Here is a 16,635-nt window from a genome sequence, read left to right as displayed (position 1 = left end):
TATTTATGTTTTTAAAAAAATAGGATTTTTATTATGCTTTTAAAAATATGATTTTAATTATACTTTAACTTAAATTTATTATCTAAAGGGGACTTGAAACCTGTTTAATGAATTATAGCACCTATATCTAATTTATTTCTATATAACAGTCCATATCTAGTTTATTTAATAATAAGTTCTGTATCTACTCCATGATTTCAATAAATCGCCCTATATCCGTTATATTGAATATGAATTTAAATTGATTTTTTCCCGGGGGTTTCATGGACATCATGCAGGACAGAACTGATTCACCCTTCCGGGAGGAGCATATATTTTCAAACCACTCTGCATCTTCTTCATTTTTAAAGGTTATTTCCATAACCTTTGATTGTTGTTTTATCGTGCATTCCCGGTTATGCAGGGCTTTTTTTAGTTTTTCTAAGTTAGAGTCAACCATGTTAATTACACCACTATTATTCTTTATTTTCACTTCTTAAAACTATAGACTCAAAATATTCCATTTAAGAAAGTTCTAGGTTAATAGCAATAACCTTAAAAATATCCACCCTTGAGTTGAAACTCCCCCCATAATCCTTACTATATAAAAGATTAACCATATCCTATAAAAGGTAGTTCCCTCAAATATTATCAAAATAAATTATTATTACAACTATCATAGCTTTAAGTAAATTACTTAACATGGGAAGATATCATGAAAAAAATGTCAAATATAGATCTTATTCTGATTTTTTTAATAGGGTTAAGTTACACCGCACTTATAACCTTTTTTAGTCCTTTTGCCAACAACGAATACCTGGATGGAATTTTCCTCTTTTTAATCTTCATAGCATCTGGTTACTCCCTATTAGCAGTCATATATCCGGATAAATATATTAATGAACTCTTAAAAAAACCAGTGCTGCTTTTAATGTTAAGTGCATTTCTAACCATGTCGGTGAGTGTGATCCTTAAATACAGTCCTCTTTTAATGCAGACTAATTTGCTTATCGTGGTACTCTCCAGCCTATCCATGATACTATCCCTTATAGCCTACCATAGACGTAAAGAAATCTTAAAACCCTTGAAGGTTCAACCTGTATCTCCCGTGGCGGACAAATCCCCTCAGGAGAAGGTAATGTCTTACCGGCAGAGTCTGGATAAAACCACCGAAACTATAGATCAGGGTAGATTAAAATCCGTGCCAAAAGATCCGGTAAAAGAAAAGGTAGAAAAAAAGTCAGTCCCGCCTAAAAAATTAAGTTTCACCACCAATACACCCCTGGATATCCTGGTGATTATCATCCTATCAGTACTGAGTCTGGTAACTGTTTCTATTCCCCTGCTAAATAACAGCATAGTTAAAACAATTTTAGCCGGCTTATTTATATTTATAATACCTGGATATCTTTTAATGACCCTTTTATTCCCTGGTAAAGAAAGTTTAGAAGTTATTGAGCGCTGGGGCCTATCAGTGATAATTAGTTTAGCTTTAACCTCGGTTATTGGAATAATCTTATTTTACACTCCCCTGGGGATTAATTTAAGTTCGATTTTAATGATTATTGGGATTATAAGTATAATATTAAGTGCCGTAGCCTATATCCGGGTTATAAAAGTACCTCCTTCACAGAGATTCAGTTTTAAATCCTGAAGCTAAAAGTCCTGGAGATTATAAGCTCTGGAAATTTGTTCCTTAGCTTAAATATTATTTTTTTTTAGTCCCGAAAAAAAAGATTTTTAATATAGATTTAAATAGTTGAAAAATTAAAAAGAAATAATTCTTTAATAGTTTAACCACTTTACTGGTTTTAATCTAATTTTTAGTACAAAATATATTTTCCAGGAGATTGAATGTTAAAAAAATTATTACTTGTTATAGTCCTGCTTATAGTAGCCGGATCCCTATTTTTTGCTTTCCAGTTCATGAACAGTGGCTCTGATTCTGGTTTGGAAAATCAGACTGTCCTATTATTAGCTGTAGATCCAGGTGAACAGCGTCCTGGTATGGGAGGAGTGGATATGGCCTTTGCCCTGGAAGTGGAAGGAAGAAATATTAAAAAAATCACTCCTATCTATCCTGGTGGACTTTATCACCCTACCCAGGAGGCTCCTCCTGAAATCAAGGCCCAGGGATTGAATCAGTTAGTGATGCATGATTCTTTGTGGGATGCCGACCCGGAAGTAGGGGCTAAGTTGGCCCAGGAGATAGTAGAATACCACACCGGAATTAAGACCGATACCGTGATTATAGTAAACCCCACAGCAGTAGATGCCCTTATTCAGGCAGTGGGACCGGTAAATGTTCCAGGTAGAGGGATGGTATCTGGTAATTCCATAGAATTTTTAAGATATGAGCAAACTGAAGGTATGTCCCGGGGTAATGCGGTGGAATCATTAATGCGGCCTATTTTTGAAAAGGCCCAGGATGAACAAAACTTCATGGCCTTATCCAGGGTGGCAATAGAACAGTACTTACAGGGAAATATTGCAGTGGTGCCCCAGGATCAGGTCCTTAAATTTGCCCTGGCCAATGGTTTAGGATATTTCTTTAATAAATAAAGGTTATATTTCCCTGTAACCTTCTTAGATTCTTTTTTTATAGGTTAAGATTATTTTTTAACTTGATTTGAAGTTGATAATATTAAAACCAGATATGTGTCCTAAAAACTGATTAAGGCCCTATATACAATTTTTGGCAAAAGGATTATATAGTGCTCTTAAGAAAATAAATATTTATTAGGATAATCCTTGGATAGGGATGATGGTGACGACATGAACAAAGATTATAAATTAATTGGAACTCTTATACCCGTTTTACTGGTTTTAAGTGTGGGTTTATATGGGATTCCTGGAGCCGTGGGAGATAGTACCAACCAGGAAGGTATTGATCTTATAGATATATGGAGCCTTCAATTCAGGGGTATGGATAACTCCACCGAAGAATTAGAAGTAGAAGAGGAAGATATTCCAGACCCGGCAGATAACTCCAACCCTAATAATAACCGGCCCCCAGTATATAATCCTCAACCTAGTAACCCTACTACACCAAGTAATCCCACTCCCGAACCAGAACCTCCCTCTAATGGAGATAATTCAGAGTAAACCGGGAAATAAATTAATATTTTCTTTTTTTTTAGGGTAATGGTTTAAATAGCTTAGGTGCCATCAGCATACGGTAAGTAATAATTAATCAATACTTTTTTTTTAACAGAAAATGTTTGAATGATACCCATTAAGGTAGTAAAATTTATAAAGGTATAAGATTAAAATGTCCTTAAATTATTAAAATAGTATAATAGATAATGGATAGTTTTCCAGATAAAAAAAATAAGTCTTGTTTAGGAGTAGGTCAACATTAAAGATGATAAAAACCTGAAAAACATCACAAAAACCCATTTAAGAAGGCTTAAAATTGAATTGAGTCATAATATAAAATCTGGAAAATTAAAAATTGCTGCTTTAAACAATAAAGTGACTAAAGACAATCCTCTCTCTAAATACCTCCAAAAACCACGCTGGAGTAAAAAAGAATTAAAAGAAAAGTATGAAAAGATAATCAGTCAGAATAATTCTAATATTAATTTACATCCCTTTAAAGAGGATTCACCTTTAGTTTCCATTATCATCCTGAACCGTAATGGTAAGAATCATCTATCCCGCTTATTTTCTAATTTTAAAGAAAATATCCACTACCCCAATTATGAAATTATAGTGGTGGATCAGGACTCTGGTGATGGATCAGTTGCTTTTTTAGAAAATTTATCCCCCCCATTGCCCCTTAAAATAATTAAAAATAAAGAAAATAAATCATTCTCCCAGGCCCATAATCAGGTGGTGGATCAGGCCCAGGGCGAATACTTACTACTTTTAAATAATGATGTAGAACCCCTGAAAGGCTGGTTAAACCAGATGATGCATACTGCCTTAGAAAATAAGGAGGTAGGTGCTGTGGGGGCCCAGTTAATATACCCTTTTATGGTTGAGTCCTCTATTAATTCCCAGAATTCTTTTAAAATCCAGCACGCCGGTATTGCTTTTAAGGATGAAAAGGGATTTATTAAACCATATAATAGAGGTAATGGTAGTGAACCATTTTCCATGGAAAAAGAGGATAAAGTGGTGGCTGCTGTTACTGCTGCTGCCCTTTTGGTGGAAAAAGAAAAATACCTGGAAGCAGGGGGCCTGGATGAAGGATATGAATATGGTTATGAAGATGTTGATTTCTGTCTTAAGCTTTTGAAAAAAGGTTATACTAATATTTACACTCCCCGGGCCACTTTATTCCATTATGAATTTGGGACCCAGGAAAAAAATAAGTCCCGGGATGTGCGCCGCCGCCGCTTAAGTAATCGTAAATTATTCCGCCGCAAATGGAACCCCTGGCTTAAAAAGGAATTATTTAAGGATAAATTACTGGGCCGGAGGATTTTATCCGAACAACCCCTGAAAGTAGCCCTGGTAGTAACCGAAAGTGGGGAAGATGCTTCTGCCGGAGATTACTTCACTGCCCTGGAGTTAGGGGAGGGTTTAAAAAAAATAGGTTGGCAGGTGAGTTTCCTGCCCCGGCGAGGACCGGGAAACTGGTATGATGTAGGGGATGCGGATATTCTCCTATCACTTTTAGATAGTTATGATCCCCGGAAAGTTAAGGCCAGTGGTTCTTTAATTAAAATTGCCTGGCCCCGGAACTGGTTTGACCGCTGGGTTAGTAGTCCTGGATTTTCCAGTTACCACATGGTACTATCCCCCAGCCCCACATCGTGCAATTATATTAAAGAAAAAAGTGGTAAAGATGCCCTGCTATTTCCTATAGCGGCCAATACTGAACGCTTCCATGAAAATATTACACCCCAAGAAGAATATGCCTGCGATTATTGCTTTACTGGTAGTTACTGGAATGATCCCCGGGAAATAATGGAAATGCTGGAACCGGATAAGCTCCCTTACCACTTTAAGATATATGGTAAAAACTGGGAAAAGGTAGAGAAATTTAAGGATTATCACCAGGGTTTTATAAACTACTCCCAGGTACCCCAGATCTATGCCTCCACCAAACTGGTGATTAATGATGCCAACCGGGTTACTAAAGGGTTTGGTGCTACCAATAGCCGGGTATATGATGCCCTGGCCTGTGGGGTGCTGGTAATAAGTAATGGACTGGTAGGTTCCCGGGAAAACTTCCAGGGTAAAGTGCCGGTATTCCAGTCTAAAGAAGAATTAAATGAGCTTATAAAATATTATCTGGATAATGAAAAGGCCCGGCAGGATAAGGCCCGGGAACTGCAAAAATTTGTCCTCAAACACCATACCTATGATGTGCGGGCCCGGACCTTGAAAAAAATCCTGGAAGATTATTTCTATACCGCCCGGATGGCCATTAAAATCCCCGCCCCCAGCTGGGAGGAAGTAGAAGAATGGGGAGATTATCATGTGGCCCGGGCATTAAAAAAAGAGCTAGAAAAGAAGGGTTGTGAGGTAACCTTGCAGGTACTCCCGGAATGGGAAGAGGATAAGAATTTTGATGTGGTCCTGGTTTTAAGAGGCCTTAGTAGATACCATCCCCAGGAAAAGCACTTCAATATCATGTGGAATATCTCCCATCCCGATAAGGTATCAGTGGAAGAATATTCAGAATATGATCATGTTTTTATTGCTTCTTCTTACTGGGCTTCCAGGATAAGTAAATTGGTGGATGTGCCGGTGGAGGTAATGCTGCAGTGTACGGACCATGAGTTATTTTATCCGGATTATGATGAAAAGTATGCCCACGACCTATTATTTGTGGGTAACTCCCGTAAAGTCTTCAGGAAAATATTAAAGGATTTATTACCCAGTAGTTATGATCTGGCAGTTTATGGAAAGGGCTGGGAGGAATTTATAGATAAGGAGTATATTAAGGGAGAGCACATCCCTAATAATGAGCTTAGAAAGGCTTATTCTTCCTGTAAGATATTATTGAACGATCACTGGGATGACATGCGAGAGAAAGGGTTTTTATCCAATCGATTATTTGATGGGGTGGCCTGTGGTGCTTTTATTATCTCAGATAAGGTTAAAGGGGGAGAGGATGTTTTTGGGGATAGGGTGGTTTTTTATGAGGGTGAGGAGGATTTAAAAAATAAAATAGATGAAATTTTAAATAATCGTTCAATTAAGTCTCCTTATCAAAAAAAAAGTATGGAAGATCATAATTTTAAAAACCTGGCTAATCATATTATAAAAAATTTAATTAATTAAAATTCTTTAATAGGGAGAACATTAAATAATTCTTCTTTAACATAGCAAAAGCTATATATTGTATCTGTGAAGTATACTTTACTAATATTTTTAAAGCCTTTTAGTTTTTCATCTAAGTCATCTAAGCCAAAATGTATTTCCCCCATTATTACATCCACTTTATCTAAAACGTCTTTATCGATTAAACTATCAATAATCTTTGCTTCAGAGCCTTCAGTATCAATTTTTAAAACTATATTACTTTCAATATTTTCTTTTTCAATAATATTTGATAATATTTCTCCTGCATTTTTAACTTCAGCCTTCTTAGTTTTCATCCTTGCTTTTCCATTAATCCATTCAGATTGAAGTTTGGTAAATTCTAATTCAGTTGTTGTGACCCCATCTGCTCCCGGAAGGCAATATATATCCAATTCCTCATTTTTATTAGAAAGACCAAATTTATGAGGCTTGATTTTTTTATACAAGTCTTCATTTAATTCAAAATTTTCTATTGCAAAATCAAAAGTATCACTATCTATTTCAAATCCATAAACGGCTCTGCAATTATCATAGCTAGCAAATTTCAATGCAGCATAACCCCTATTCATTCCAATATCAAACACCACAAATTCTTTAAACTGATGAAGCTGCGGTATGGAATATCCTCCTCGGGTAAAAATCTCTTTTAGAGTATAAAAGCGATTATTTGTAGCCAGCATTATTCCTTCTTCAGTTTTTAGATAAATTCTATTTTCTGAAGGGGAATGAGATACAAGTTTAATATTGTTGAAAAAACACATTTTAAAGAATTCATCTGTGTCCATCATTCTAAAAGAATCTTCGTCACCATTAAAGAAGTAGGATTTGCATGATTGATAGTTATTATTAAAAGTTTTAATGGATCTTTCCAAGTCACTCTTTATATTTAAATAAGTATCTACGAATGAATTCATTTTTTTCTGATTTGTATTGTATGTATCTATAAAACCATCCAAACTCTTCTGACTATCCCCAACAACACCCAACAAAGACTCCACCTCTCCCTATCAACACCATACTCAAAAAAACCATCCACAACTTTTCGATTTTCTGAAAGCATATCTAAAAAAGCGTCGAAATAGCTTCTTTTTTATATTTTGAAGATAATTATTCGATTGAGAAAGTGATTTTTCTAGATTTTGTATTCTACCATGAAATTTCTTATATATTCTGGGGTGAGTTAAATTCAGCATGATGATTTGGGAATCTTTCCTTCCTTTTTCCATGAAGAACATAAGAATAAGTGGATTGGTTCTTACAATAATGTGATTATTATCAGAATTATTTCGTTATGGATTCTGTATGTTTAAGAATCTTGATAATTGGAAGTATTATAGCGTTCAATAATCCATTCATTATTAAGCCTCATAAGATGATTTAATGTTGAAATATTATTAATCTTATTTTTCCCATCTCTGAAAAACAGTCCCTGTGACTAACCCCCACATAACATGTTCCGATAACTGTATTTTCATTTTGATCACCTGAAAAATGTAATCAATACTGTTATTAGAGAAGATTAAACAAATTTAATTTTTTTGAAGTTGATATTTTAAATAATTATTAAAACCATCTTTTTTCAGGAATTCAAAGTAAGTTTCGTAATAGTTCTTTTGTAAATCTTCTTTATATTTACATGATTGAAATCCTTGAACAATATCATTGAAAAATGATTCCTGATTTTTTTTATCAAAATTATCAATTTTCAAACTACTTCCGTATAAGTCATCATATCGCCATATGACTCTTTTGAATGCTACCAAATAATCTGTTTTATTTTCATATTTTACAGAATTAATAAAGTCTAAAGTAATTTTGTTTGCTTTTAACATTTCTTCCATTCTTTTTTTGTTATAAATTGTTAGTCTGTTTCCAACATCTTTTCTATAATGATAGTAAGTACCAACAACAGGAATGGTTTTTTTTGAAAAATATGTTGCCCTTGCTGTAAATGGAACATCTACTACTGCCTGAAGTTTGTCAAAGTAAATGTTGTTTTTTTGTAAGAATTCCTTTTTGTAGATAGCATTCCATATAACTACAGAATGTTCATTTACATTTAAAAGTTCTCCCTCAGATTTTCTTTTATGAATTATTTTGTTTAGGTAATCTTCTTCCTTTGAATGTTTCTGGAATTCATATACATATAGTGTTCTTGCTAAGTCAGCATCTTGTTTTTTGGCTTCTGTAAATAATGTTTCATAAAAATTTAAATCAATCCAGTCATCACTATCAACGAATCCTATATATTCTCCCTTTGCAATTTTAAGACCACTATTTCTTGCCAATCCCGATCCTTGATTTTTTTGGTTTATAATTATTATTCTGCCATCTTTTTTTCTATACTCATTTAATATTTCTAATGATTTATCCGTTGAACCATCATCGATACAAATAATTTCAATATTTTTTAGCGTTTGATTTATCACACTATCTAAACATTGTTTAAGATATTTTTCTCTATTGTAGACGGGAATAATCACAGAAACTTTAGGAGTTATCTCTCGTAATAATTTATCTTTTATTTCCGGGTAAAATTCTAAAAGTGCGGAAAGCTGTTCATCATTTCTTCCGTCTTTATTTCCTTCAAATAAAGTTCCATCATCGTTTAAATTAAGTTCTCTTTCTGGATTAATGTAAGTTAAATGTTTGAATCCGTCTTTAATAACTTTAATCTTTCTATTGTTTAAAACAGCCATTCCCCAAAACCAAATATCATCACCACATGGTGAAAGTTTAAGAAATATTTCATCCTTTAAAACATCTTTATAAAAAACAGTTGGAGGATATAAAATCCCACCACCAGTAGTAGGAAAGTTTAAAACGCTAATTTCATCATTTTCAATTGATTTCTCCCATTGATTATATGGTTTAACAGAACCTGATTCAAAACTGATTAAATGAGCTCTATGTGCTAATATGTTTTTTCCATCATAATTTTCATATAACCTTTCTAACCAATCTTCGGGGTAGAAAAGATCATCATCTGCAGTAACAATAATCTCATTTGGATACTCTTTTAAAGAATGAATTAATTTATCATAACATCCGAAATTCTTTTCTGTCCATTTTATTTCTAAACCATGCTTTTTCAGTTCTAATATTCTTGAAGGTAAATTTTTTTCTAAGTTTGGAAATTCTTCTTTAGACAACCATAAAATAAGTTTATCAGGTTTAAAACTTTGATTTAATAGCGAGTATAAACAGTAATGAATATCATAAATTCTATCAGGATAAGATGTTAGAGAAACAGTTATTTGAGGGTTTCTTTTTTCTCTAGTAACTCCTAAACCTTGAAACAACTCTATATCACAGGCTATTTTTTCTTTGTTAATATGACCAATAGTAAATACTCGGGTATATTTTCTTATTTCTTTTTTAAGTTGATTGATCTCATTATTTAATTTGAAGATGGAATTTTCTAAACTTTTTATTATATTTTGTGGTGAGTTAATTTCAGCATGATGATTTGGGAATCTTCCTTCCTCTTTTCCATAAAGAACATAATGAACAAGTGGATTGATTTTAGATTTCCTCACATCAGGGTATCTTTTTAAGTAATAGTTTCCATCGAACTTTCTAGATGGACTTCTTTCTTCTTTCCATCCATGATAGAGGTAGTGATTTAATAGTTCAATATTGGAGTTTACAAGATGTGAATAGTTAGTTAAATAATACTTTTCATCAAAAAGATTTAAAGTCTTAATTTTTCCCCTAGCTTTAAAAATTCTATAAATATTCTTTAGATTTAGTTTTTCTTTCTTTAAAATATATAAAAAAGACAATTTATCAATTTTCCTTTTTTTATAAATTAAACCATTATCAGAAGCTTTTCTAGAAACACCTTGGATTTTAATCACCTACTTCAAAAATAATTCTTTTTTAAATATCCTGTTTTTATCAAATTATATTGTGTAATATTCACGGCAACATACAGATGAATACTTTTAAATGTTTTCCTTTCGATTTATTCAATTTTTTTATTATCTATTTTAGATAAATTTTTTTTTAATTTTTCATTTTCTTCTTTCAGTTTTATTATGTCCTTATTATATTCAATATATGCTCTAATACAATTTTCATCATAATTTTCAAGTTTTGTTTTTAAATCCAACACAAATTCTGTGTTTAGTTCTGCCTTAAGATTTTTAAACAAAGGTGTTTTTATTAAAATAATTGCTTGTAATATATCATAAACAATTATGGAAAGTTTACCATTATTAAACAGTTTTTCTTTACTCAGATTAATGATAAACTCTTTTTTTACTAAATCTGAAACTGAATCATAATTTTCTAAAATAAAATCTTTTAAATAATCAAAATACAAGATTAAATAAGTATTTTTATAATTCAGTTTTCCAGGTATTTTATTTTCAATGGGAGGTATCTTAGTTTGCTTAAATTGATCATTAAATAAAGGAATCTTTAATAAATCAGGATTTATACGTTTTATGATTTCATGATGAAATTCTTGATTTAAAATATTTTGTATAGGAATGTTATATCCAAATTTATTAGCTGTGTTAGTTAAAAAAGGATATACTGGAAAGGAGGTTTCATTAACAGTTTCATTTACTTTTGCAACCCATCTTCCTCTACTTAAAATCCTTTTAATTGGTGGGAAAAGACGCGTGTCATGTAAATTATCTAAAAGTTCCTTGGAGTTATTTAAATTTTCTTTTAAAATATCTTTATTTAAAGAGTTATCAATTGAATAATTATTTGAAAAGTATTGATTTACTTCTTTTAAAATATCTTCATTAGATTTTTCATGCTCATAAGGTAGTCCCTTAATGAATTCCTGTCCATCAATAAAAACCCTATTTGAAGTATTGTCTTTTAATATACCAAAATCCCAAGGAGACATTTCAAATTCCCGACAAAATAAATGATTAGGCATTTTTTTTAAAAGATTGTCTTGATTTTCTGTCTGATTATATATGTTTTCATGTTCTGTTTCAAACAAGTTACTAACAATCTTGCCGATGATTACTTCTGGAGAGTAAACTGGTCCCCTTGTAAATGTTGATTTCAAAAGATCATTATAAAGTCCGAAAAGTAGTCTAGAATCCTTACCCCCACTAATTCCTAATGTTACCTCCGAAAGATTTAAATTTTTAAAAGCTTTGACTTGAGATTTCATTAATTTAAAGCAAACATCCCAATACTTATTTTTATTTTCGTTATAAAAATTCTTAAGTTTTTCACAGTGAAATAAATCAAAGATTCTTGAAAAAATTAATTTTTCATTAAAATGAATTTTTGTTCCAAAAGGGATTTGAAAAATATCAGAATAAATCGTGTCATTTGTTAAAGAATAGTTTTGATATTGTATTTGAGAAGCTATATGTTTTTTATTTAGTTTTTTTTTATCAAATACTTCAGACAGTACCGATATTCGATTACTCAAACCAAAACCATCTTTTTCTAAAGTATAATATATGCTAGGGCTAACTAAACTAGAAAAAATTTCGCTTTCACCTTCTGATTTTATTTTACCAACATTAAAAAAACCATCAAAATCATCGTTATTTATTTTATTTTTTAAATTATTACTATCTAATAGTTTATCTTCTTCATTTTTTTTAATCCATCCATTTATAAAATTCAAGTTGTTATTCTCATCAACATTAAAAATATTATATTTAGAATAAATCTCAATATTAGGGTTTCTACCTATAAAATAAATAGTATTATCATCAGAACTCCACTCATAATCAATATGATCACATATAATTGAAGTATTTGCATTGAATTTATCCTTTATGGTGAGCTTTTCCACTGAACTTATTTTTTGATCACTTTTAATTATTAAAAATTGCATTGAAACCACCTATTTTTCTATTTTTAAGGATATCCAATATTCATGGTAATGTTTTAAAAACATGTTCACTTGAACATCGTTTCCTCCTTTGAATTGGAATACCCTAATGTTTTTTCATGTAGGATATCATTTCTTTAATATTAATTAACATAGGTAAGTATATATTAGCCAATCTTGTTTTTTATTATTTAAAACAACATTGCCCCAAACCATATTTCATCTGAAACATTTTCTATGAAAAATTTGGCTATGTAAAAACTTTGGGTTGAACGTTAAAAAACATTTCTGGTTTAATTTCGTTCTGATGTTTATTCGTGACATTGCACGTTTTTTTAATTTCAGTATATCTAATGATTTTTGGGAATTTCTTTTCAAATTTATTTGAAGTTCGTTTGTTATTTAAATCTAAAAGATACGAAAAGTATGTTTTGATGTTTTGAAAGGGCATTAATGAATCCATGATAATTAACTGAAAACCTTTAATAATTTTATTTAGTTTAATATTTATCATATTTTTAGCTTTAAATGATTCTATGCTAAATAAACTTGATAATTCTAGTTTTCCGCCGTATTTACCAAGAATCATCAAATAGTTCATTATATCAAATGGATTTAAATTTTATTGTTAATTTTAAAAATAAATAAAATAAGCTCCAAATGTTTACCCAATTCTTTAAAGATAAGTTTGTATTTATCGTTTAAATCACTCTTTACTTACTTTGATATTATTCCTTGTATGTTCCTCTAAAAACTTTTTTATTCGTATAATTCTCTTAAGCAGAGTATATTTTATCAGCTACGGTAATATTCTGATGATAATACTCTGTTCACTTCCGAATAAAGTGAACCAGTGATTGCAAACACTGTTAAGTTTAATATACTCCACATCAAAGATTTAATATCCAGAAAACTATTCTTTGTTTCTTTTTCAGGATTTCATAACCGAATCCAGTTTTCAATTATTTATCTTGAAATACTGATTCATGTGTCCTTTTTAAAATTTATGGGCAATTTACGGATTTATCCGAAGAATAAACCCAATAATTCAATGTATTCTCTAGAATTCGTATTTAAAGTTACTTTTATGATTTTAAAACATCTAAAATATCTGTATTAAACTTTTGACCATATTTTTGCACTTATACATTTGAATTTCCATGATAACGACTCCTTCATGATAAAAATAAAGCCTCGTTGTTTAACTCTATTTTTATCGCAGATTTACTGAAACACTCCAGACAAAAGGAACAAACATCCCAATTCAAAAGCATTTTTTATACTAGGCATCCAATGATTTAAATACATCGATACCTCTTTTGACCGATTTTAAATGATTTTCCCCATACTTTGATAACCTTAACAAAAATAGGAAATTCAAAACCCCGATCAAAAATTATCAACTAAAACAAGTGTATTTTGGGCTAATAATACTAATAGTTTGTTTAAATCGTTAGAAAAGGTTTTATATTTCTATTTTACAAATTAATCAGTTAAAACCGAATGAAAAAATATTATTTTTAAAAAAAATAAATTTCAAAAAACCACTAAGTATTGACAGTTTCTAAAATTATAAGTAACTCCATCAATATCTACAAATACTAATTAATAAAACATATATCATGAGGGAAAAAACATGGTATCTTTTAAGAATCCTTTAAATTTTATTAAAAAAGCAAATAGAACATTTAATGTATACCTTGGAAATTATAAAAGAATAGATTCTTTTTTAAATTCTTACGAAGAAAACCAAGAAAAAACAGAAACACTACTAAACGGATTATTAAACCAACACGAAGAAAACCAAGAAAAAACAAACAAATTCTTAGATAACTACCAAAAAAATCAAACACAAAACAAACAATTCATAGAAAAATACGATCACAACCAAGAAAAAACAGAAACACTACTAAACGGATTATTAAACCAACACGAAGAAAACCAAGAAAAAACAGAAACACTACTAAACGGATTATTAAACCAACACGAAGAAAACCAAGAAAAAACAAACAAATTCTTAGATAACTACCAAAAAAATCAAACACAAAACAAACAATTCATAGAAAAATACGATCACAACCAAGAAAAAACAGAAACTTTCCTAAACGGATTCTTGGAGATATACAAAGAAAACCAAAAAAAAACAAACAACTTCATAGAAAAATACGATCACAACCAAGAAAAAACAGAAACTTTCCTAAACGGATTCTTGGAGATATACAAAGAAAACCAAAAAAAAACAAAGAACTTCATAGAAAAATACGATCACAACCAAGAAAAAACAGAAACTTTCCTAAACGGATTCTTGGAGATATACAAAGAAAACCAAGAAAAAACAAATGCCTGTATTGATTCTTATATTTCCATAAAGGAAAATTTGAAAAGAGCTATTGAAACCTTCAATCAAAATTATGATATTTGCAAGGGATATTTCTTTAATGGTGATGAAAATTCATATGAAATGATGAACACCGATCAATTCTTTCAAATGTGCTTTTTTAATAACATCAAACTTTTATCTCATTCCCCATCGGAAAATAGAATATATCTAGAAAATGAAGATGGTATTAAACTTGTGACAAATAATCGTTTTTATACTATTAGTGAAATTTATGGTAGGGATGGATATTCAGTACCACAATTATATCAGTTTAACGAATTTGTTGTTTTTGATATAGGGATGAATAGAGGATATGCTGCACTGAAATTCGCTAATTACGATTCATGTAGAGCCGTATACGGTTTTGAAATAAATGAAGAAACTTACAATTTTGCTTTAGAGAACCTTGATCTTAACCCAAACTTAGCTCAGAAAATCAAAACATATAAATATGGACTTTCTGATGAAGATGGTGATATCGACATTTACTGTCTTTCAGGTTTCGATGGAATCACAACCACTGAATTAGAGTTTACTAATGTTCAATCGGATTGGTTAAGACGTAAAGAACCTATGGAAATTAAAAAAGCAAGGATTAAAGAGGCTAGTGGAATTATATCAGATATCATTAAAAAGGATAACATCAACTCGAACATAGTCTTAAAAATTGACACTGAAGGCTCAGAACATAAAATTCTTGATAATCTAATAAGTAATGATTTATTGAACAAGTTTGATGTAATTATGGGTGAAAACCATTTAGGTGAAGATTTGGACGAAAAACTAGTTGGATTTAGAAATATTAGTAAAAAGTTTAATACAGGTATCCACGGTTTTTGTTATGTAAAAGAGGAGTATTTTAAAGCACTTCCAATTGCTAAATATCCTTAATTAACAAGATTCTATATTATGAGTATTTATGAATAAACTATTTCTTTTTCTTTTTCAAAAATTCTAATATATTTTTACCCTCATTTTTATGATAAGTTTATTTAGGTTTTTGAAAGTTTTTAGTTTGATTTTATCTTTTTAGGGAGCATATTTATCTTTTTTTCTTATTTTTCCTGTTTTTTTGTGTTAACATTCGCTAGGCTTGATAATTTTTTTTGGAGGGTTTGAGTTGTAATAAGTTTAACAGAAGCATGAAAACAGGTTTTTGGTGGAGTTCAGAATATGGTTACTAACTGGTGGCCGTACTTGAATATGTTTTTAATCACAGCGTAAGGCCTTTCAAAGGCTGATATTTTACGAGCTATTCGTCTTTTGCGCATTTTACCGCGAATTCATAACGGATAGTAATGCAATGCGTGTTTCATTGTGACGATATAGCCGCTGCAGGCTGCTCCGAAGTATCCTCGTTCTCGATAAACTACTCACCTGGTTCAGTGATGTAAATTTGGCTGTCATGAATCTCAGCAGTTGTAGTTTCAAGTCTAGTATCAAATCATAATCCATATCAATTATGTTGTGCAGTTTATGGCCTTAAGGAAAGTTTAATGTTTTTTGCTCCATTCGCTATCTTTATTGCCTCTGGTTTGGCCTTCAGGTCTAGGAGATTCGTTCACTCTTTGGTGGCCCAAAGTATTAATAATGGTGTAATTACCTCTAAAACTCCTTATATTGCTTATTCTGATTGTATGACTAAAAATAAAAATGTTGCCTATGATTGATCTACTCGACTGGTGATATGCGGTTGTTCATTCCTTTAATCGAAGATTTACTGAATTGTATATAAAGAATAGATTAATAAATGGTTCTTAATAGTTAAAGCTATAGAAAAATTCATTGTAGCTGATAAAACTTCCAATCACTAAAAGAATAATATTAAAAATGCACTAAATTAATTCAAATTTCGCAGGATTAAAAATCCCATTAAACCCTAATTTTGAAATTTTATCCACTGTAAATTTTATTAAATACAAAAAAAGGACATTAAAATTCATTGTAACCATCAAAGGTTACATATCTATTATAAAGAAACTATAGTTTTTCATATGTTATAAAAAATTAATCTCCTATGTTATAGATGAGAATCATTTCGAAAAATGAAGAGGGAGTTCAAAGCTTAAAGAATATTTCTATATCAGTTAATGCAGAAAAAAGGCCTGGCACTCTTACTGCGAAATTTATAAAAAGAATAAGTAATTAATTATATTTGATTTCTTAAAAATTTATAGAAATTTAAATTTTATTC

General features: G+C 30.7%; 10 protein-coding genes. 5 read left to right on the top strand and 5 right to left on the bottom strand.

Features of this window, described 5'->3' with window-relative positions; translation table 11 throughout:
- Positions 1–184: 184 nt before the first annotated feature.
- Positions 185–439: a hypothetical protein gene (locus tag HYG87_RS08380; RefSeq protein ID WP_211532728.1), complete on the bottom strand. Its 255-nt coding sequence runs from the start codon at positions 437–439 to the stop codon at positions 185–187.
- Between the two features lie 255 nt (positions 440–694).
- Here HYG87_RS08380 and HYG87_RS08375 point away from each other — a divergent pair, with 255 nt between their 5' ends.
- The 4 genes from HYG87_RS08375 (at position 695) to HYG87_RS08360 (ending at position 6,219) form a co-directional block, all read left to right on the top strand.
- A complete protein-coding gene (locus HYG87_RS08375; protein WP_211532727.1) occupies positions 695–1,633 on the top strand; it encodes a DUF1616 domain-containing protein in 939 nt (312 codons plus the stop codon).
- A 200-nt stretch (positions 1,634–1,833) separates the two neighbouring features.
- Positions 1,834–2,541: a DUF4012 domain-containing protein gene (locus HYG87_RS08370; protein WP_211532726.1), complete on the top strand. Its 708-nt coding sequence runs from the start codon at positions 1,834–1,836 to the stop codon at positions 2,539–2,541.
- Positions 2,542–2,754: 213 nt separating this feature from the next.
- Positions 2,755–3,084, top strand: a complete 330-nt coding sequence (locus tag HYG87_RS08365; RefSeq protein WP_211532725.1) for a hypothetical protein — start codon at positions 2,755–2,757, stop codon at positions 3,082–3,084.
- Between the two features lie 315 nt (positions 3,085–3,399).
- Positions 3,400–6,219 (top strand): glycosyltransferase family protein, encoded by a 2,820-nt coding sequence (locus tag HYG87_RS08360; protein ID WP_211532724.1) that lies wholly within the window; start codon positions 3,400–3,402, stop codon positions 6,217–6,219.
- Here the strand turns inward: HYG87_RS08360 and HYG87_RS08355 are convergent.
- The 4 genes from HYG87_RS08355 to HYG87_RS08340 form a co-directional block, all read right to left on the bottom strand.
- Entirely contained in the window at positions 6,216–7,229 is a 1,014-nt protein-coding gene (locus tag HYG87_RS08355) for an FkbM family methyltransferase (protein WP_211532723.1), read from the bottom strand. The two genes, HYG87_RS08360 and HYG87_RS08355, sit on opposite strands and share 4 nt — an antisense overlap.
- A 540-nt stretch (positions 7,230–7,769) precedes the next feature.
- Entirely contained in the window at positions 7,770–10,100 is a 2,331-nt protein-coding gene (locus HYG87_RS08350) for a glycosyltransferase (RefSeq protein WP_211532722.1), read from the bottom strand.
- Between the two features lie 107 nt (positions 10,101–10,207).
- Positions 10,208–12,064: a hypothetical protein gene (locus tag HYG87_RS08345; protein WP_211532721.1), complete on the bottom strand. Its 1,857-nt coding sequence runs from the start codon at positions 12,062–12,064 to the stop codon at positions 10,208–10,210.
- Positions 12,065–12,311: 247 nt separating this feature from the next.
- Positions 12,312–12,650, bottom strand: a complete 339-nt coding sequence (locus HYG87_RS08340) for a hypothetical protein (RefSeq protein ID WP_211532720.1) — start codon at positions 12,648–12,650, stop codon at positions 12,312–12,314.
- 1,047 nt (positions 12,651–13,697) lie between these two features.
- On the opposite strand from HYG87_RS08340, the gene HYG87_RS08335 reads away from it, so the two are divergent.
- Positions 13,698–15,332, top strand: a complete 1,635-nt coding sequence (locus HYG87_RS08335) for an FkbM family methyltransferase (protein WP_211532719.1) — start codon at positions 13,698–13,700, stop codon at positions 15,330–15,332.
- Positions 15,333–16,635: the final 1,303 nt, after the last annotated feature.

It is taken from the genome of Methanobacterium alkalithermotolerans, assembly GCF_018141185.1.
Taxonomy (GTDB): Archaea; Methanobacteriota; Methanobacteria; order Methanobacteriales; family Methanobacteriaceae; genus Methanobacterium_F; species Methanobacterium_F alkalithermotolerans.
This window is presented reverse-complemented; position numbering and strand designations above follow the sequence as displayed.